The sequence below is a fragment of the Agromyces atrinae genome (assembly GCF_013407835.1).
Lineage (GTDB): Bacteria > Actinomycetota > Actinomycetes > Actinomycetales > Microbacteriaceae > Agromyces > Agromyces atrinae.
Genome location: NZ_JACCBI010000001.1, coordinates 2527810 through 2547280 on the forward strand (window position 1 = coordinate 2527810; position 19471 = coordinate 2547280).

Annotated in this window: 18 protein-coding genes; 9 read left to right on the forward strand and 9 right to left on the reverse strand. The window is 64.9% G+C overall.

Features of this window, described 5'->3' with window-relative positions; translation table 11 throughout:
- Positions 1-68: 68 nt before the first annotated feature.
- The 6 genes from gyrB to dnaA form a co-directional block, all read right to left on the reverse strand.
- A complete protein-coding gene (gyrB, locus tag BJ972_RS11785; protein ID WP_129172266.1) occupies positions 69-2066 on the reverse strand; it encodes a DNA topoisomerase (ATP-hydrolyzing) subunit B in 1998 nt (665 codons plus the stop codon).
- A gap of 121 nt (positions 2067-2187) precedes the next feature.
- A complete protein-coding gene (locus tag BJ972_RS11790) occupies positions 2188-2661 on the reverse strand; it encodes a DciA family protein (RefSeq protein ID WP_129172265.1) in 474 nt (157 codons plus the stop codon).
- Positions 2654-3808 (reverse strand): DNA replication/repair protein RecF, encoded by a 1155-nt coding sequence (gene recF, locus BJ972_RS11795; protein WP_129172264.1) that lies wholly within the window; start codon positions 3806-3808, stop codon positions 2654-2656. Before recF ends, BJ972_RS11790 begins: the two co-directional genes overlap by 8 nt.
- A gap of 2 nt (positions 3809-3810) precedes the next feature.
- A complete protein-coding gene (gene gnd / locus BJ972_RS11800) occupies positions 3811-4707 on the reverse strand; it encodes a phosphogluconate dehydrogenase (NAD(+)-dependent, decarboxylating) (RefSeq protein WP_129172263.1) in 897 nt (298 codons plus the stop codon).
- An 11-nt stretch (positions 4708-4718) separates the two neighbouring features.
- The gene (gene dnaN, locus BJ972_RS11805) at positions 4719-5867 is read right to left on the reverse strand and encodes a DNA polymerase III subunit beta (RefSeq protein WP_129172262.1); all 1149 of its coding nucleotides are present in this window, start codon (positions 5865-5867) and stop codon (positions 4719-4721) included.
- 362 nt (positions 5868-6229) lie between these two features.
- Positions 6230-7660: a chromosomal replication initiator protein DnaA gene (gene dnaA / locus BJ972_RS11810; protein WP_129172261.1), complete on the reverse strand. Its 1431-nt coding sequence runs from the start codon at positions 7658-7660 to the stop codon at positions 6230-6232.
- 351 nt (positions 7661-8011) lie between these two features.
- Between dnaA and rpmH the strand changes: the two genes are divergently transcribed.
- The 9 genes from rpmH to BJ972_RS11855 all read left to right on the forward strand — a co-directional run bounded on the left by rpmH (position 8012) and on the right by BJ972_RS11855 (position 16607).
- Positions 8012-8149, forward strand: a complete 138-nt coding sequence (gene rpmH / locus BJ972_RS11815; protein WP_055823896.1) for a 50S ribosomal protein L34 — start codon at positions 8012-8014, stop codon at positions 8147-8149.
- Between the two features lie 6 nt (positions 8150-8155).
- Positions 8156-8497: a ribonuclease P protein component gene (rnpA, locus tag BJ972_RS11820; protein ID WP_129172260.1), complete on the forward strand. Its 342-nt coding sequence runs from the start codon at positions 8156-8158 to the stop codon at positions 8495-8497.
- A complete protein-coding gene (gene yidD, locus BJ972_RS11825) occupies positions 8494-8805 on the forward strand; it encodes a membrane protein insertion efficiency factor YidD (protein ID WP_129172259.1) in 312 nt (103 codons plus the stop codon). Before rnpA ends, yidD begins: the two co-directional genes overlap by 4 nt.
- Before the next feature lie 9 nt (positions 8806-8814).
- A complete protein-coding gene (gene yidC, locus BJ972_RS11830; protein WP_129172258.1) occupies positions 8815-9792 on the forward strand; it encodes a membrane protein insertase YidC in 978 nt (325 codons plus the stop codon).
- 7 nt (positions 9793-9799) lie between these two features.
- Positions 9800-10297: a Jag family protein gene (locus BJ972_RS11835; protein ID WP_129172257.1), complete on the forward strand. Its 498-nt coding sequence runs from the start codon at positions 9800-9802 to the stop codon at positions 10295-10297.
- Entirely contained in the window at positions 10290-10940 is a 651-nt protein-coding gene (gene rsmG / locus BJ972_RS11840) for a 16S rRNA (guanine(527)-N(7))-methyltransferase RsmG (RefSeq protein WP_241830680.1), read from the forward strand. Before BJ972_RS11835 ends, rsmG begins: the two co-directional genes overlap by 8 nt.
- A gap of 39 nt (positions 10941-10979) precedes the next feature.
- The gene (locus BJ972_RS11845) at positions 10980-11273 is read left to right on the forward strand and encodes a VOC family protein (RefSeq protein ID WP_373366822.1); all 294 of its coding nucleotides are present in this window, start codon (positions 10980-10982) and stop codon (positions 11271-11273) included.
- Positions 11274-14766: 3493 nt separating this feature from the next.
- Positions 14767-15630: a ParA family protein gene (locus BJ972_RS11850; RefSeq protein WP_277871216.1), complete on the forward strand. Its 864-nt coding sequence runs from the start codon at positions 14767-14769 to the stop codon at positions 15628-15630.
- Entirely contained in the window at positions 15630-16607 is a 978-nt protein-coding gene (locus tag BJ972_RS11855; RefSeq protein ID WP_129172255.1) for a ParB/RepB/Spo0J family partition protein, read from the forward strand. The genes BJ972_RS11850 and BJ972_RS11855 overlap by 1 nt, the downstream gene beginning before the upstream one ends.
- Positions 16608-16658: 51 nt before the next feature.
- On the opposite strand, the gene BJ972_RS11860 is transcribed toward BJ972_RS11855, so the two are convergent.
- From BJ972_RS11860 to trxA, 3 genes are all read right to left on the reverse strand, one after another.
- Entirely contained in the window at positions 16659-17615 is a 957-nt protein-coding gene (locus BJ972_RS11860; protein ID WP_129172254.1) for a D-alanine--D-alanine ligase family protein, read from the reverse strand.
- Between the two features lie 17 nt (positions 17616-17632).
- Entirely contained in the window at positions 17633-18952 is a 1320-nt protein-coding gene (locus tag BJ972_RS11865) for an aminotransferase-like domain-containing protein (RefSeq protein ID WP_129172253.1), read from the reverse strand.
- 165 nt (positions 18953-19117) lie between these two features.
- Complete coding sequence (gene trxA, locus BJ972_RS11870; protein ID WP_129172252.1) at positions 19118-19441, reverse strand: thioredoxin; 324 nt, start codon at positions 19439-19441, stop codon at positions 19118-19120.
- Between the last annotated feature and the right edge of the window lie 30 nt (positions 19442-19471).

The window sequence follows — 19471 nt, forward strand, 5'->3', positions numbered from 1 at the left end:
GGAGGTCGACCTGGTCGATCCGTCCGTGGACGCCGTGATCGTCGGCGGGGCCGCCCGGTTCGGTGGTGTCAGATGTCAAGGAAACGCACGTCCTTCGCGTTCTTCTGGATGAAGTTACGGCGCGACTCGACGTCGTCGCCCATCAGGGTGGAGAAGATCTCGTCGGCTGCCGCCGCATCGTCCATGGTGACCTGCAGGAGGGTGCGGGTCTGGGGGTTCATCGTGGTCTCCCAGAGCTCCTGGTGGTTCATCTCGCCGAGACCCTTGTAGCGCTGCACGCCGTTGTCTTTCGGGACACGCTTGCCCTGGGCGATGCCGTCGGCGAGAAGTGCGTCGCGCTCGCGGTCGGAGTACACGTACTCGTCATCCGAGTTCGTCCACTTGATGCGGTAGAGCGGCGGCTGCGCGAGGTACACGTAGCCGAGCTCGATGAGCGGCCGCATGTAGCGGAAGAGCAGGGTGAGGAGGAGGGTCGTGATGTGCTGGCCGTCGACGTCGGCATCGGCCATCAGCACGATCTTGTGGTACCGGACCTTCTCGGGGTCGAAGTCCTCGCCGAGGCCGGCGCCGAACGCCGAGATCATGGCCTGGACCTCGGCGTTGCCGAGAGCCCGGTCGAGTCGCGCCTTCTCGACGTTGAGGATCTTGCCTCGGATCGGGAGGATCGCCTGCGTCTCGGGGTCGCGACCGGTTCCGGCGGAGCCGCCGGCCGAGTCGCCCTCGACGATGAAGATCTCGGAGATCGAGGGATCCTTCGACTGGCAGTCCTTGAGCTTGCCGGGCATGCCGCCCGACTCGAGGAGGCCCTTGCGTCGCGTCGCCTCGCGCGCCTTGCGCGCGGCGAGACGAGCGGTCGCCGCCTGCAGCGCCTTGCGGATGATGTCTTTCGCGACGTTCGGGTTGCGGTCGAACCAGTCGTTCAGCTGCTCGCTCGCAACACGCTGCACGAACGACTTGGCCTCGGTGTTGCCGAGCTTCGTCTTCGTCTGACCCTCGAACTGCGGCTCGGAGAGCTTGACCGAGATGACCGCGGTGAGACCCTCGCGCACGTCTTCGCCCGAGAAGTTCGCGTCCTTCTCTTTGAGGAGGCCCTTGTCGCGCGCGTACTTGTTGACGAGAGTCGTCAGCGCGGCGCGGAAGCCCTCTTCGTGCGTGCCGCCCTCGTGCGTGTTGATGGTGTTCGCGTAGGTGTGCACCGATTCGGTGTACGCCGTCGTCCACTGCATCGCGACCTCGAGGGCGATGTGGCGCTCGGTGTCCTCCGACTCGAACGAGATGACCTCTTCGTTGACGAGGTCGGACTTCTTCGAGCGGTTGAGGTACTCGACGTAGTCGACGAGTCCGCGCTCGTAGAAGAAGCTGTCGTGGCGGTGGCCCTCGGCGTCTTCATCGGCATCGGTGATCTGCGAGATCTCGCGCAGGTCGGTGAGGTTGATGCGGAGGCCCTTGTTGAGGAACGCCATCTGCTGGAAGCGAGTGCGCAGCGTCTCGTAGTCGAACTCGATCGTCTCGAAGATCTCGGGGCTCGGCCAGAACGTGATGGTCGTGCCCGTGATGTCGGTCGACTCGCCCTTCGCGAGCGGAGCGTCGGGAACACCGATGCTGAACGACTGGCGCCACACGTGCTCCTGGCGGCGCACCTCGACGTCGAGCTTCGTCGACAGCGCGTTCACGACCGACGAACCGACGCCGTGCAGACCGCCGGAGACGGCATATCCGCCGCCGCCGAACTTTCCACCGGCGTGCAGGACGGTCAGGACGACCTCGACGGTCGAGCGACCTTCGGTCTTGTGGATGTCGACGGGGATGCCTCGACCGTTGTCGACCACGCGGACGGCGCCGTCCGGGAGGATCGTGACGTCGATCTCGTCGCAGTAGCCCGCGAGCGCTTCGTCGACGGAGTTGTCGACGATCTCGTACACGAGGTGGTGGAGACCGCGGGGCCCCGTGGACCCGATGTACATACCGGGCCTCTTGCGTACCGCCTCGAGACCCTCGAGAACCTGGATGTCATCGGCGCCGTATTCGGGCTTTCGATCGGGGGTCTGATTCGGCTCGGCTGTCATGTGTAAAGGGGCTCCTACGGTAATGAGGGCGACTCTTCAGCCTATCAAACCTGCGCCACCCGCGAGCCGTTACGCGCCTCGCTGACGGGCTTTTCTTGGGCGCGTGACCGAATTTGTCTTGTCAACCGTAAGTATCGCGAGGACCACGCCCTGGAATCGATCTGGGGCCCCTTTTCCACGATGGGGCGTCCGGGCCTTGAAAGCGGATCGATTCGATGCCCGCGTGAGGGAACCGTTCGACGATGCGCGTGACGATGTCGGCGCGCATCATCCGCAACTGCGTCGCCCACGCCGTCGACTCGCAGCGCACGATGAGCACACCGTCGGTGATCGACAGGGGTTCCGAGTGCTTCGCCGTCTCCTCGCCCGCGACATCCCCCCACGAATCGAGCAGTTCGTGCTGCGCGAGGGGCGAGTTCCAGCCGAGCTGTGCGGTGAGAGACGTGAGCGCGTCGCCGAGGCCCTTCGGATCCCGGCCGGAACCGAAGGGAACGCTGTCGGCGGGCGTGACCTTCCGCTCCTGCCGCGTGTACCGGCGGGCACCGCCGAAGATCTCGCGCATGTGCGCGTAGACGCGCGCGGCTTCGCTACTCATCGCGCGGCCCGTCGACGATCTCACCACGGTGGATGTGCACGACGCGTTCGGCGAGAGCGTCGGGCACGTCTTCGAGCACCGCGGCCGTGATGAGCACCTGCTCGTACCCCGTGATCGCCGCGGCGAGGCTCTCGCGCCGGCGCCGATCGAGCTCGGCGAACACATCGTCGAGGATGAGGACCGGGTCGCCTCCCGCGGAATCGCGGCGAAGGAGCTCGGCGGATGCCAGCTTGAGCGCCAACGCGAACGACCACGACTCACCGTGGCTCGCGTAGCCCTTCGCCGGAAGACCGTTCAGTTCGAGGAGGACGTCGTCGCGGTGGGGGCCGGCGAGCGTGACGCCGCGGTCGAGTTCGGCACGGCGCTGATTCGCGAGAGCTGCGCGGAAGCGGTCGGCCGTCGGGATGGCGGGGATCTCGCTCACCACGGGGACGTCGGCGCTCTCACGGCCGTCGATGGAGAGCAGGGGAACGAGAGCAGGCCCGTGATCGGCGTCGACGATGCCGCGGTAGGCGACGCGCAGCGGTTCGGCGAGTTCGGCGACGAGTGCGCTGCGTTCGTCGATGATCTCGGAACCCAACGTGACGAGGCGCTCGTCCCAGATCTCGAGGGTCGACAGCTGGGCCTCGCGCAAGCCGCTCGAGCGCGCCGATTTCAGGAGCGTGTTGCGCTGGCGGAGCACACGGTCGTAGTCCGACATGACGCCGGCGAGACGCGGCGTCTGCTGGACGAGGAGTTCATCGAGGAATCGCCGACGGACTCCCGGCTCGCCGCGCACGAGCGCGAGATCTTCGGGAGCGAAGAGCACGCTGTGGCAGTAGCGCGGAAGCTCGCGGGTCTTGATCGGCGAACGATTGACCTGGGCCCGGTTCGCCGCACCGCGGTTGAGCTGCACCTCGACGAGCAGCTCGCGGCCGGCGTGCTGGAGTCGAGCGCGAATGATCGCAGCCTCGGCACCGGCACGGATGAGCGCCTGGTCGCTCGACACCCGGTGGGATCCGAGCGTGCTCAGGTATCCGATCGCCTCGACGAGGTTCGTCTTGCCCTGCCCGTTTCGCCCGACGAGCAGGGTGGCCCCGGCCGAGAGGTCGATCTCGGCCGTGGCGTAGTTGCGGTAATCCGTCAGCGAGAGGTGCGTGACATGCACGACTACTCGCCTGCCGGTGCCTTCTTCACGGAGTGGCCACCGAACTCGTTGCGGAGAGCGGCGACGGCGCGCATCGCGGGCGAGTCGTCCTGGCGCGAGACGAAGCGGGCGAAGATCGATGCGCTGATCGTCGGAACGGGAACCGCGTTGGCGATCGCCTCTTCGACGGTCCAGCGACCCTCGCCCGAGTCTTCGACATAGCCTTCGATGTCATCCATCTGGGGATCCTTCTCGAGGGCATCCACGAGGAGTTCGAGCAACCAAGAGCGCACGACGGTGCCGCGCTGCCACGCCTTGAAGGTCGCGGGAACGTCGGAGATCAGATCGGTTCGCTTCGCGAGGAGTTCATACCCCTCGGCGTATGCCTGCATGAGCGCGTACTCGATGCCGTTGTGCACCATCTTCGCGTAGTGGCCGGCGCCGACGGGGCCGACGTGCACGAAGCCCTCTTCGCGCGGTCCTTCCGGACGCAGTGCGTCGAAGACGGGCATGAGTTCGGCGATGTCGTCATCGGCGCCGCCGACCATGAGGCCGTAGCCGAACTCCTCGCCCCAGACGCCGCCGGACACACCGGCGTCGACGAAGCGGATGCCTCGAGCGGCGAGCACTTCGGCGTGGGCGAAGTCTTCGGTGAAGCGCGAGTTGCCGCCGTCGATGACGAGGTCGCCCTCGTCGAGCAGGTCGGCCAACTCGGTCACGACGGAGTCGGTGATCTCACCGGCGGGCACCATGACCCAGACGGCGCGCGGCGCGGGAAGCGCGGCCTTGAGCGCGGCGAGGTCGGCGACATCCGACACGGCCGGGTTGCGGTCGTAGCCGGTGACGTCGATTCCGTGCTCACGCAGACGGGCGCGCATGTTGGCGCCCATCTTGCCGAGGCCGATGAGTCCGAGGTGCATTGATGCTCCGATCAGCGCAGCAGAAGGTTCGGCTGCAGGAGGTAGCGATAGCTGTCGGCGCCGGGCTGGTCGCGCGACGTCTGGCTGGTGATGAGAACCGGTCCCGGCTTGTTCGGGTTCTCGGTCTTCGTGAACGAGATGCGCACGAACTCCGAGTGCACGGCGCCGAGGCCGTCGAGCAGGAACTGGGGCTTGAGCGACACGACGATGTCGGTGCCCGTGAGCACGACGTCGATGGTCTCGGATGCCTGCGCCTGCTCGCTGCCGATCGCCTCGAGGGTGACTCCGTCGGCCGTGAACGTGAAGCGCAGGGCGGCCTCACGCTCGAGCACGAGCGAGACGCGACGGGTCGCTTCGATGAGCTCGGCGGTGTTGAGCACCGCGTAGTTGTCGACCGTCTCGGGGAAGAGACGGCGGACGGGCGGGAAGTTGCCCTTGATGAGCAGGCTCGTCACGGTCTTCGTGCCGGCGGTGAACGCGATGAGCTCGCGGTCGTCACGGCTCTCGATCGACACGCTGATGTTGCCCGAGTGGCCGAAGGTCTTGCCGACCTCCTGCAGGGTGCGGGCGGGCACGAGCGCGGTGAGAGTCTCGGTGGAGGCCTGGGATCCGCCGTCCCACTCGATCTCGCGCACGGCGACGCGGTAGCGGTCGGTCGCGACGAGGCTCAGGTTGTTCTCGGTGATCTCGAGCTGCACACCGGTGATGACGGGGGTGACGTCGTCGCGGCTCGCCGCAACGGCGACCTGAGCGACGGCGGCTGCGAACTCTTCGCCGGGCACGAGGCCCGAATCGTCGCCGATCTGCGGGATGCTCGGATATTCCTCGACGGGCATCGACAGCAGCGTGAAGCTCGCGGATCCGCACGAGACCGAGATGCGGCCCTCGTCGGTCGAGAAACGAACCGGCGCGTTGGGGAGTCGGCTGGCGATCTCGGCGAGGAGTCGTCCGGAGACGAGGATCGTGCCGGGCTCTTCGACGTCGGCGTCGATCTGCGTCTGCGAGGAGACCTCGTAGTCGAAGGATGACAGCAGCAGACCGGCATCCGTCGCTTCGATGAGAACGCCCGACAGGATCGGGAGGGTGGTTCGCTGCGGGAGCAGCTTGACCGCGAATGACACGGCTTCGCTGAAGACGTCGCGGTTGACCTGGAACTTCACGCGTACTCCCTCAGTGGATGGATCGCTAACGGCTCCCATGCTATCCACACACTCTTGTCATTCGTGAGCCGGGTTCTCTGGGAGTGCCCCACCGCGTCAAGGTTGTCGGACGTGGAGAGATAGAGAAATTTCTTTAACCTCGTTAACCGCTGTGGAAACTGTGGATAACTCGGTGGATCCCGCTCATCGAGAGGGAACTACAGACGTGTGACTTGTGAGTGAGCTGTGCAACTTGTTCGATCGAGGTCATGGCGTCTGCCCCGAAAATACGGGAGTTTTCACAAGAAGCAGCGGAGTTTCCACGTTAATGAGGATCTTGCTCATTAACATTCCACACGTTATCCACATGTGGGTTCGTGAACTCAGCGGTAGCGGTTCGTCTGCTTGATTCGAGCGGTGAGCTCGGTGACCTGGTTGTAGATCGAGCGACGTTCCTTCATGAGCTCCGAGATCTTCTTGTTGGCGTACATGACCGTGGTGTGGTCGCGGTTGCCGAACAATTGACCGATCTTAGGGAGCGAGAGGTTCGTGAGCTCGCGGCAGAGATACATGGCGATCTGTCGTGCCGTCGCGACGGCCTGCGAGCGACTCGAGCCGTAGAGGTCGTCGACCGTGAGCTTGAAGTAGTCGGCCGTGTTCTGGATGATGTCGACCGGCGCGATGACGTTGTCTTCGTCGAGGGTGATGAGGTCCTTCAGCACCGTCTGCACGAGCTGCATGTCGACGGGAGTGCGGTTGAGGCTCGAGAAGGCCGTGACGCGGATGAGGGTTCCCTCGAGTTCGCGGATGTTCGACGAGACCTTGGTCGCGATGTATTCGAGGATGTCGTCGGGAACCTGAAGCCGGTCGCTCTGGGCCTTCTTACGGAGGATCGCTATGCGGGTCTCGAGGTCGGGCGCCTGCACGTCGGTGATGAGACCCCACTCGAAGCGGCTGCGCATGCGGTCCTCGAAGCCCGTCAGGTGCTTCGGCGGCAGGTCGCTCGTGATGACGACCTGCTTGTTGTGGTCGTGCAGGGTGTTGAACGTGTGGAAGAAGGCCTCTTGCGTCTCGGCCTTGCCCTGCAGGAACTGGATGTCGTCGATGAGGAGGATGTCGATGTTGCGATACCGCTGCTGGAACAACGAGCCGCGGTTGTTCGCGATCGAGTTGATGAAGTCGTTGGTGAACTCCTCCGAGCTCACGTACCTCACGCGCACTCCCGGGTACAGGCTCATCGCGTAGTGACCGATGGCGTGCAGGAGGTGGGTCTTGCCGAGGCCCGACTCCCCGTAGATGAAGAGCGGGTTGTAGGCCTTGGCCGGCGCCTCGGCGACGGCGACCGCTGCAGCGTGCGCGAAACGGTTGGACTGACCGATGACGAAGTTGTCGAAGCTGTATTTGGCGTTGAGGCGGGTGTCGCCCGGCCGATCGGGGGCCGGCTGCTCGAAGACCGAGTGCGGGTTGATCGGCATGACGGGAGCCGGGGCGCTGTCGATGACCGGAGCAATGGGCTCCGGTGAGATGCGCGCTTCCTGCTCGAGCTCCGGGTTGACGACGACGTAGAACGACGTGACGGGGGATGCCGACTCGAGCTCGCTCATCGCAGCCAGCATCGGGATCCGCATGCGCTGGTTCAGCATGCTCGCGGTGAAGTCGTTCGGCACTTCGAGGTAGAAGGTTCCGGCCGCGATGCCCTTCGGCTCGACGAGATTGAGGAAGCCCTGCAGCATCGGCGTGATCGAGTCGTCGTTCGAGAGTCGATCGAGCACGATCGCCCAGATTTCTGAGATGGGCGTTTCCGCGTCGGCCATGGTCCCCGCTATCGATGTGGTGGAAAAGTTATCCACCACCTGTGCGCAACTGCTGTGGAATTCCCGGAATTCTGCACTTCGGGCTGGGGATAACGTGGTTCCACACGGTACTCCGATCGGCTCGTCGGCGACAAATTCCGAATCGGGAAAGCCGAGAATCGCCGCGTGTCGCTCGTCACGCAAGCTGAGGAATCGTGGAGAATCGTCCGTTCGCGGTCGGTTCGGTTTGACCTCGTTCAGGCGAAGCCGTAGGTTTAATCAGTTGACCGCAGCCCTTGTGGGCACCCAGCTTTCCCGGTTCCGTGCATTCGTGCGCCGAGAGCCCGGAGCACGAACCAGTCGGAGCTAAGAATGAGCAAGCGTACTTTCCAGCCGAACAACCGCCGTCGCGCCAAGGTGCACGGCTTCCGTCTGCGCATGCGCACGCGCGCGGGTCGCTCGATCCTCGCGGCGCGTCGTCGCAAGGGTCGCACCGAACTCTCCGCGTAAGAACCGGTGCTCGCCTCCACCAATCGCATCACGAGCGGCGATGACTATCGCAGCGTCGTTCGCCGTGGAGCGAAGATCGTCGGTGCCCAGACCGTGAGCTATGTGCGCACGGGTGGGGGCACCGACGATGCGCGCTTCGGCTTCATCGTGTCGAAGAAGGTGGGCACAGCGGTTCGCCGCAATCGGGTTCGTCGCCGGCTGAAGGCGGCGTGCCGACAATTGGTCGTCGACGGAGCACAGGGTTTCGATCTCGTGATCCGCGCACTGCCGTCATCCGCCGACGCCGATTTCAGCACCCTGCAGAGCGATGTCGCGCGAGCAGTGCGACGGGCAGGAGCCCGATCGTGAACACCGCGGCATCCGCAGTTCTGCTCTTCCCCCGCAACGTCGGAGTCCTTCTCCTTCGTGGGTACCGCGCGGCCATCTCGCCGCTCTACGGCAATGTGTGCCGGTACCACCCCTCGTGCTCGACGTACGCTCTCGGCGCGGTTCAGGAACACGGGCTCGTCGCGGGCTCAGCACTCGCAGCGTGGCGGATCCTTCGCTGCAACCCGTGGTCGCAGGGCGGCATCGATGATGTTCCCCAGAAACGTGTGCGACGCTATCGCACGACCCGCTTCGGTTTCGTCGTCGCGGCAGCCCCTGGAAAGGACTGATTCTCCGCAATGGACATCCTCGGCACGATTCTGTGGCCCATTAAGTGGGTCATCGAGCTGATCCTCGTCGCGTTCCACTCGCTGTGGGACATCGTGGGCCTCGACCCCGATGCCGGAGTCACCTGGGTCCTGTCGATCGTCGGTCTCGTGATCGTCGTCCGTGCCGCTCTCATCCCCATCTTCGTCCGCCAGATCAAGAACCAGCGGCGCATGATGGAAGTCGCGCCGCAGCTGAAGAAGATCCAGGACAAGTACAAGGGCAAGAAGGACCAGTTCTCCCGCGAGGCCATGTCGCGCGAGACCATGGAGCTCTACAAGAAGACCGGCACCAACCCGCTCTCCTCGTGCCTCCCCCTGCTCCTGCAGATGCCGATCTTCTTCGGTCTGTTCTCGGTGCTCAACGACGCCCAGCACGACAAGGCCGGCGTCGGCGTCTTCACGCAGGAGCTCGCGAACTCGTTCGCGAATGCCGAGTTCCTCGGTGCACCGCTTAAGGCGACCTTCATCAACGCCTGGAACGCGGGTGGACCGTGGCAGGTCATCGTCATCGCCGTCACGATGATCATCCTCATGACGGCGTCGCAGTTCATCACGCAGCTGCAGATCGTCTCGAAGAACATGTCGCCGGAGACCAAGGCGAGCCCGATGTTCCGCCAGCAGCGCGTGCTCCTCTACCTGCTCCCCCTCGTTTTCGCGTTCTCCGGTGTGGCCTTCCCCCTCGGCGTCATGTTCTACTGGCTCGTCTCGAACTTCTGGACGATGGGTCAGCAGTTCCTCGTCATCCGCAACATGCCGACCCCCGGTAGCGATGCGGCCAAGAACCGCGAAGCCCGCCTGGCGAAGAAGGGCAAGCTCGTCATCGAAGAGAAGCCCGCCGCCGAAGTCGAAGCACCCAAGACCACGACTCAGCGTCAGCAGCCCGTCGGCAAGAACCGGGCGAAGAAGAAGCCCGGTGGCAACCCCGGCACCAACGGCAACAAGAAGTAGGAGCGCCATGACCGACGTTCAGACCACCCCCGACGTGCGCACGACCGCGCAGCTCGAAGAAGAGGGCGATATCGCCGCGGACTACATCGAAGAGCTTCTCGACATCTGCGACCTCGACGGCGACATCGACATCGATGCAGCAAACGGACGCGCCTACCTGTCGGTCAACGCCGGCGATGGCGCCAACCTCCGCGTTCTCTCGAAGCCCGAGACCGTGTCGGCTCTTCAGGAGCTCACCCGTCTCGCCGTGCAGAGCAAGACGGGTTCGTTCTCGCGTCTGATCCTCGACATCGGTGGATCCCGTGACGCTCGTCAGTCGGAGCTCGCCGTGCTCGTCGAGCGTGCCGTCGAGCGCATCGAGGGCGGGGCGGCTGAAGCTGCACTCCCCCCGATGTCGTCGTACGAACGCAAGCTCGTGCACGACCTCGTCGCTGAGCGCGGATTCGTCTCCGACTCGCGTGGCGAGGGCAAGGACCGTCACACGGTCATCACGCGTGGTGCCTGAGCCGATCGCGGACGCGGCCGGCGAGCTCGAGGTCGAGCCCGCCGCCGCAGCGACGATTCTGGGTGATCGTCTCGAGTTAACTCGTCGCTTCACGGCGAACCTAGCTGCGCGCGGCGAGGAGCTCGGACTCATCGGTCCGTTGGAACTCCCCCGCCTGTGGACCCGGCACGTACTGAACTCCGCGCTCGTTGCACCGCTCTTAAAGCCTGGTCGCGTTGGAGATGTGGGTAGTGGAGCCGGTCTGCCCGGCATCGTTCTGGCGATCGCGCGCCCCGACGTCGAGTTCGTCTTGATCGAACCGATGGAGCGTCGAGTCGCGTGGCTCGTCGACCAGGCGGCCGAGCTCGAATTGTCGAACGTCGAGGTCGTTCGTGCCCGAGCAGAGGATGCTCGCATGTATCGAGCCCTCGATCAGGTGACCGCTCGCGCCGTGAGCGCGCTTCGCACTCTCATTCCCCTCACCGCTCCCCTGGTTCGCGAGGGCGGTGAACTCGTGCTGATGAAGGGCGCGGGTGCCGAGCGTGAGATCGAGGCGGCCGAGAAGCCGATTCGTAAGTTCAAGCTGTCGGGCGTCGAAGTCGTCGAGCTCGGAGTCGGCGTTCTGAGTGAGACCACGCGGGTCGTTCGCGCTCGGGTCGGCTGAAGCTCTCTGTCCGCTTCGCACGGATGACAGACTCGAGGCATGCCGGGCTTTCATCACATCGAACTCTGGATCGCTGATCTCGGATCCGTCCACGCCGAGTGGTCGTGGCTGCTCGATCGTGTCGGCTTCACGCTGGCGAGTGAGTGGCCCACCGGGCAATCATGGACGGCCGGCGGCTCGTACCTCACGCTCACGGAGTCACCGAATCTGACCGAGCCCACACACGACCGTCGCCGCGCGGGCCTCAACCATCTCGCTTTCCGTCTGGATGACGCCGGCGCCGTGGATTCCGCCATGGCCGAGGCCTCGTCGCACGGATGGCGCCCGCTCTAGGCCGACCGGTATCCCCACGCGGGAGGTAGCGAGCACTATGCGGGGTGGCTCGAGAGTGCGGACGGCTTCAAGGCGGAGCTGGTGGCGGAAGGTTAGGTGATGCGCCTTCACCGCTCTCGGGTGTGGGTTGCTCGTTTCACGTGAAACATGACAGGGGCATCCTCGATGGTCGGTCGTTGAGCGGAGTTCGTGTTGTTTCGGCGCCCACTCCCCCGGTGGCGGTGCTCACCTCGGATCGCAACTACCGAGGATGATGCGTTTCTGGATCTGGGTGACGCCTGGTTCATTGTCCGGTGTCTGAGGAAGCGCGTGTCCTGTTGTCGTGCGGTTCGGTCGCCCGAGTGGTCTTCCTTCGCGAGGGTTCGTTATGGCCGCGGCTGACGTGCGGACGCGTCGAGCGGGATCCCTCAGTCGGCTTCTCACTCGCGAGCTCCCTTGTTCATGGGACCGTGCGCCGTGCGCCGTGTGCCGGAGCTCGTAGGTCGGGGACCCCTCGAATCGTCGATGTGCTCGCGCACGCGTGTTGGTCGCAGGATTGTGGACCTTGTGCTTGCCGAGCGGCAGGGTTGGTTTGCGTAGGTGGGGAATGACATCGTGTTGTGTGTCTCGCGGTTCATCGTCTGCGAATCTCACGCACGGCGCACGGCGCACGACGCACGGCGCAGCGCTCAGAGCGGGGAGCGGGCTCGTGGGCTCGTGGGCTCGTGGGCTCGTGGGATCGTCCGGTCGTGCAGGTCGACGATGGACGCGAACCACTCCCCCGGTCTCTCGACGGTGTCTTCCTTCGAGACGCAATGACCGGCAGCTCGAGTGTCGACGTCTGCCGCGGGTTGTGTGAGGTCGTCGTCACACTCTGGACTTGCGAGGCACCGAGGCACCGAGGCGTTGAGACGGTTCCGGTGACTATTCGGATGGCGCGGAGTTCCGAACCACCATAAGAGCTCAGTCTCAGCGTGAGATCTCCTTTCACTTGAGCGTTATGTTTCACGTGAAACCGCGATCGTCGAGGATGCGTCACCGCGGTATGTTTCACGTGAAACGTGCCGGCTCGGTCCGGTCCGGTCCGGACGGCGCCAGGTTGGGCTGGACCGGGCCGGCCATGGCTGGGGAAGGCACGCTCGAGTTGGGCGGGTCGTGTTGGGACGCGTTGGGGTGGAGGGAGGGCCGGTGCGGGGTGTGGGCGGACGGGGTGTGGGCTGAGCGCGGTGGTGCGAGTCATTGCGTGTGTGATTCGGTGGACGAAGCCGGGTGATGGTCGGGTCCGCTCTCCGACTCACCGGGTACGCACAGCGCAGCGCTGCGCTGCACAGGACCGCACTGGCCTGGGCGACTGGTCACAGCTCAGTAGGACCTGTCTGTATTGCCGTTGCCGAGGCCTCCCTGTCCCTGTCCCTGTCCCTGTCCCTGTCCCTCTCCCGTCTCAGCCCAATCCCCACTCCCCAATCCCGACTCCCCGTCCCCCATCTGCCGTCGCCCGTCTCCCGTTGCCCGTCTCCCCAACTTTCATGGTCAGTCAATTGCTCCGCTGCCCTGCGCTGGGCAGCGGCGTAGTTGGTCCAGGAAAGCGAGACCCTTGCTGCTGCTGCTGCTGCTGTTGCTGTTGCTGTTGCTGTTGCTGTTGCTGTCGCTGTCGCTGTCGCTGTCGGTGTCGGTGTAGTTGTGGCTGCGACCGCGACAATGCCCGTGCTCTTCATCACTGCCAACGCGGACGCCATGACCGTGACGATGGTCAGCAGCAGAATGCCGCCCGCGTGCTGGTTCGAGTCGCGCCGGTAGTCCAGTGACCGAGCGCCGCCCGTCCGTCGGCGATCCCGCGGCTGCGCATCGATGTTTCACGTGGAACATCGAATCAACGCGGTGACCCTGACGGGCTGAATGTGCGAGCGGGCAGGGCGCTTCGGTCGGGTCGACTGATGAGTTGCTCCACGAATGGGACGATGTGGGCATGTGCCAGGGCGAACTCCGTGATTGCGCTGGGAGGTGGTGGTCCTCTGCGATTCGGGAAGTGTCGGCATGCGCGTCGAGCGGCTGGAGAGTGCGAAGGGCCAGAATCATCGGCTCTGCCGTGGCTATGGGATGACCCATGGGGCGCTCGCTCGCTCAGGCGACGATGCGTCGACGCCATGCACCGTGCCTGATGTTACGCGCCGGATGCCGGTCTGGCGATTCATTGCGTGACGAGGCGGTCGTCTTGCTGAGTGGCATGGATGGAGCCACCGTGTTGTCTCGAGGCGTCGTTACGTCGGCACTGCGGGACTGCGGGACTGCGGGACTGTGATTCTGTGTTCACCTATAAAGCGACGAGTCGGCACAGCGCTGCGCTCGGGAGTTGGAGACACGGCGTTCCGGGGATCGGAGGGCACGACCATCTGGAGATCTCACGGAGCGCAGATTTCTCACGCGTGGATTCCAACCCCCCCCCTCAGCCGGACGTCGGAGGTTGAATATCGGAGGTCGGTGAACGGGGACTCGGCGGCCGGACGTGTTGCGACGCCTACTTCGAGGACCCCGCGGCTACGGGTCTCACGGAACGACGATCGGAGGTCGGTGACGTGGGACACGGAAGCATGGACCCATCACGTCGCGAACCTTGGCGGGCGCTGGCAGCTGAGGGCTCCACGGAACGATGATCATCGAATCGAACGCCTGGAATCCACAGGGACGCACCCCCGGCACAGGGGTACGGGGCCAGCAGGCTGAGACGTGTGTGCTTGGAGCACTGGCTGCGGGTCATCCTGCGCGCAGTGGACGGTCCGAAGCTCGTGCCACTCCCCCACGCTCATCTGAAGCAGCGCAGATACTCGCCGCCGCGGCGCATGTTTCACGTGAAACGTTCTGGTGGAACCCGTGTGAGCGCCGAGTTGCGCCGCTCATTGGGCAAGCACCTCCCCCAGTCAGCAGTTCCCTTCTCAACGCGATGTTTCACGTGAAACAGCTCCGTGAAGATCCCGTGAGCAGAGATGTGGTGATGCGCGACACGTCACTCCCGCCGCTGGCGTTCGACACGGTCATACCATCGACGTTTCACGTGAAACATCGCCCATCGAGCGCCGCTACCCCGCGTTGATGGGCTCGATACTGCACTTCTTCCACCAAGTCGTCGCTGAAAGGTGTCGTCGTCAGTGCGTCCGACTAGTGTGGAGAATCGGACGATTCGCGCATCTCGTGGGTCGAACGGTACGAGATGGAAGTTGGCAGAATGGCGCAGGGCGCGGGCCGGGGATGGTTCGGAATGAGGTCGTCTTCGGAAGAGCGCGCAGCGCGCGAGCAGGCGATTGAAACTCCCGACGTAACGCAGGAACCCACACCGGAAGCTGCTCCCGCTCGGGTCGATTGGGACGCGGCCACGGCCGCCGCTCTCACCGAAGACAACGTCGCCGCGCCGGTGCAGGGCGCGGAGCCCGATGATGCTCCTACCCCCGAACCAGAAGCGTCAGTTTCACGTGAAACATCGACGTCGGCATCCGTCGAGTTCGACACTCCCCTCGCCAACTTGGTCGCCGACGAAGCGCGTCGACGCGCGGTTCTCGAGCAGTCGGACCTCCCCCTGCCGGTGTCGACGCGCGTGTTCACCGTGTCGAACCAGAAGGGCGGAGTCGGAAAGACCACGACGACGGTCAACCTGGCTGCAGCTCTCGCTCGAACCGGTGCGCACGTACTCGTCGTCGACCTCGACCCACAGGGAAACGCCTCTACGGCTCTCGGAATTGATCACCGTGCCGAGCGTCAGAGTGTCTACGACGTTCTGGTCGGCGAGATGGAACTGGGCGATGTCATTCAGCGCTCCCCCGAGAACGAGCGTCTCGACTGCGTTCCCGCGACGATCCACCTCGCGGGAGCCGAGATCGAGCTCGTCTCCCTCGTGGCCCGCGAGCAGCGGCTGCGCAGAGCGCTCGATCGACACCTCGAATCGATGGAGCGACCGTACGACTACGTGCTCATCGACTGCCCGCCGTCGCTGGGTCTACTGACCATCAACGCCTTCGTCGCGGCCCGTGAGGTGCTCATTCCGATCCAGTGCGAGTACTACGCACTCGAGGGCCTGTCGCAGCTGCTCCGCAACATCGAACTCATCGAGCGTCACCTCAACCCCGATCTGCGGGTGTCGACGATCCTGCTCACGATGTACGACTCGCGCACGAATCTCGCGCAGCAGGTCGCTCAAGACGTGCGCGATCACTTCCCCGCCGAGGTGCTCAAGACCATCATTCCCCGCTCGGTTCGCGTCTCCGAAGCGCCGAGTTACGGGCAAAGCGTGATCAGCTACGACTTCTCGTCGAGCGGATCCCTGTCGTATCGAGAAGCCGCCGCCGAGATCGCACTCCGCGGCGCCCCCCAGCCCGGAAAGAGGTCGTAATGGCGACGAAGAGAACGGGATTGGGCCGCGGAATCGGCGCCCTCATCCCCACCAGCGACGATGCGAACCGTGCAGCGAGCCGCCCCGTCGACGTGTTCTTCCCGGGTGGGGCCTCCCCCGCGGTCGCGCCGACGGTCGATACTCAGGCGTCCGTCGATGACCTCGTGGCTGTTCCCGGCGCACGCCTGGCGCAGCTGAACCCCGACGACATCGTGCCGAACGCGCACCAGCCGCGATCCGTCTTCGACCCTGACGACCTCGCCGAGCTCGTGCACAGCGTCACCGAGTTCGGTGTGCTGCAGCCCATCGTGGTTCGCCCGCACCCCGAGCTCGAGGGCAAGTACGAACTCGTCATGGGCGAGCGTCGCCTTCGTGCGACGAAGGCATCGGGGCGCACGTCGATCCCGGCCGTCGTCCGCGACACCTCCAACGACGACATGCTGCGCGATGCTCTGCTCGAAAACCTGCACCGCTCGCAACTCAATCCGCTCGAAGAGGCGTCCGCGTACCAGCAGCTGCTGCAGGACTTCGGCATCACGCATGATGAGCTCGCGACGCGAATCGGACGATCGCGTCCGCAGATCTCGAACACCATCCGACTTCTCAAGCTGCCCGAGCCGGTTCAGCTGCGCGTGGCCGCCGGCGTCCTGAGCGCGGGCCATGCCCGAGCGATCCTCTCGACCGGCGATGCCGATGCGATGCAGCGCCTCGCCGACAAGATCGTGAATGAAGACCTCTCGGTGCGCGCCGCCGAGGCCGCCGCGACGTCGCCATCGCCGAAACCGGCCAAGGCGAAGCCGTCAGCCGGAAAACGGCAGGATTACCTCGCCGAGGTGGCCGATCGACTGGGCGACCGGCTCGACACCCGTGTGAAGGTCACGCTCGGTGCGAGAAAAGGCCAGATCACGATCGATTTTGCTACCGTCCAGGACTTGCGACGCATCCTCGCGGAGATCGGCGAGGATTCCGAATCCTGAGCTCGGCGAAAATCGCTCAGAATCGTTCCTGACGAACTCTGCGAGGATTCCTCACCGGGCTTTTCGGGCCGCCGCGGCATTCGCGAGGGCCGAGTAGACCTCGGCCGCCGATCGTGAGTCGGCGTCGAGCGCGAGAGGAAGCGACGACGTCTCCGTCAGTCCGGGAAGCACGTTCACCTCGAGGAACCACGGCACCCCCTCGTCGTCGACGATGAAGTCGACGCGCGAGAGATCGCGGAGCCCGAGCAGCGAGTGCACAGCCAGAGCGGCATCGGAGGCACGAGCGGCATCCTCGTCGGAGAGTCGCGACGGCGCATAGAACGTCGTCTCCCCCGCGTTGTACCGAGCCTCGAAACTGTAGACACCCGAGACGGGTTCGATCTCGACCGCGGGAAGGGTGATCGGTTCACCGTCGACCTCGATGATCGCGACGGCGATCTCGGTGCCGACGATGCGCTGCTCGATGATCGCGACATCGGAGTAGGTGAAGGCGTCGACCATCGCTCGAGGCAGTGAGCCGTCGTCGCTGACGATCGATACGCCCTGAGCCGATCCGCCCGAACCGGGCTTGATCACGACGTCGCCGTCGAAGGAGTCGGCGACGACACGCAGCACGCTCGCCGCGCCGAGCTCACGGAATGCTTCGTGCGAGAGCACGATCTGCTCCGGAACAGCGAGGCCCGCTCGGCGAACGAGCGATGCGGCGACCGGCTTCGACCACGCGAGGCGCGCGGCCTCGGAGGGCGACCCGACGAACGGGATCCCGGCGGCTTCCAAGAGGTCGATCAGTGCGCCGTCCTCTCCGCTCGAACCGTGCAGAGCGAGGAAGACGACGTCGGGTCGGGTCTCGGTGAGGAACGGAAGCAGGGATGCATCGGGGTCGCGCAGCGTCACCGAATGGCCCGCTGCGGAGAGGGCGTCAGCTGCTCTCCGCCCCGATCTCAGTGAGACGTCGCGTTCGTGAGAGATTCCGCCGGCGAGGACGACGATGTTGAGCGAATCGGCCATGATCAGGTTCTTCTCCGTCACTTCAGATCTGCGGGCGGGGCTTCGTCGTAGCGATCGGACGCTCTGACAGACAACGATCCGGTGCCGGCGAACGTATCGAGCAGGTCGAGTTCACCGTTCACGACGCTCGCGAGACGACGCACTCCGAGGCGGATCGCCTCGGGTGTGGGGTAGCAGAACGAGAGCCGCATCGCATGGCGACCGCGGCCGTCGGCGAAGAAGGCGGTGCCGGGCGTGTAGGCCACGAGTTCCTTCACCGCGCGCGGCAGCATCTGCTTCGAGTCGAGTACGTCGGGCATGGTCACCCAGACGTAGAACCCTCCGTTCGGGTTCGTCCACGACAGACCCGGCAGGTACTCGGTGAGCGCATCGATCATCGCGTCCTTGCGTTCGCGGTAGACGCCGCGGAAGGTATCGATCTGACCGCGCCAATCCGATTGCGACAGGTACTGCGAGACGACCATCTGGCTGAACGAACTCGGCGAGAGCACGGCGGCTTCGGCGGCGAGGATGAGCTTCTCGCGGATGGCGTGCGGCGCGAGAGCCCACCCGACGCGGAATCCCGGCGCGAGGGTCTTCGAGAACGATCCGAGATAGATGACGCCCTCTTCATCGAGCGATCGCAGCGCATTCGGTGCCGGCTCGTCGAAGTGCAGCAGACCGTAGGGGTTGTCTTCGAGGATCAGAATCTCGTTCGCCCGACAGATGTCGAGGATCTCGGGGCGACGTTCGGCCGAGAGCGTCACGCCCGCCGGGTTGTGGAAGTTCGGGATCGTGTAGAGGAACTTGATGCGTCGACCCTGACCCCGCAGGTGGGCGATCGTCTGGCGCAGAGCCTCGGGAATGAGGCCGTTCTCGTCCATCGCGACGTGGACGACACTGGCCTGATACGAGCGGAACACCCCGATCGCGCCGACGTAGCTCGGGGCTTCGGCGAGGATCACGTCACCCGGATCGATGAACAGTTTCGTGACGAGGTCGAGGGCCTGCTGCGACCCCGTCGTCGTGACCACATTGTCGACCGTACCTCGGATTCCTTCGATCGCCATGACGTCGAGGATCTGCTCCCGGAGCTTCGGGATCCCTGCTCCCCCGCCATACTGCAGAGCCGTCGGGCCCTGCTCGCGCATGACCGTCTCCATCGACGACATGATGAGTTCCTGGGGCAGCGCCGACACGAACGGCATGCCTCCCGCGAGCGAGACGACCTCGGGTCGACTCGCGACGGCGAAGAGGGCGCGCACCTCGCTGGCGGCCAGGCCACCGGCTCGCTCGGCGTAGTTGGAGTACCACGGGTCGAGGTTGTTTCCGGTGCGTGCGATGCCCTCTGAGGTCACTGTCTTTCCGTTCTGATCAGACCTTCATGCTATGTGGTGGGGTGGATGACACTGAGCGGGGTTCCTCTCCGGAGGAGTGAGCCCATTCCCGTCATCCGTCGCCGTTAAACGACTCGACCCGCCCGGCGTGAGCCGGGCGGGTCGAGGTTCGATTCGACGGGCCGACTACGCGAGGTAGGCGGCGAGGTCGGCTTCGAGGGCGGGCTTCGGCTTGGCGCCGATGACGGTCTTGACGACCTCTCCGCCCTGGTAGACCTTCATGGCCGGGATCGAGGTGATCTGGTACTTCATCGCGAGCTGCGGGTTCTCGTCGACGTTGACCTTGACGATGTCGAGCTTGTCGGCGTTCTCGGTCGCGATCTGGTCGAGGATGGGGCTCACGGCGCGGCACGGGCCACACCACTCGGCCCAGAAGTCGACGAGAACGGTCTTCTCGTTGTTGAGAACCTCGGCGTCGAAGGTGGCTTCGGTCACTGCACGTGCAGACATGTGTTTCTCCTTACTGGGGGCTGATGGGCC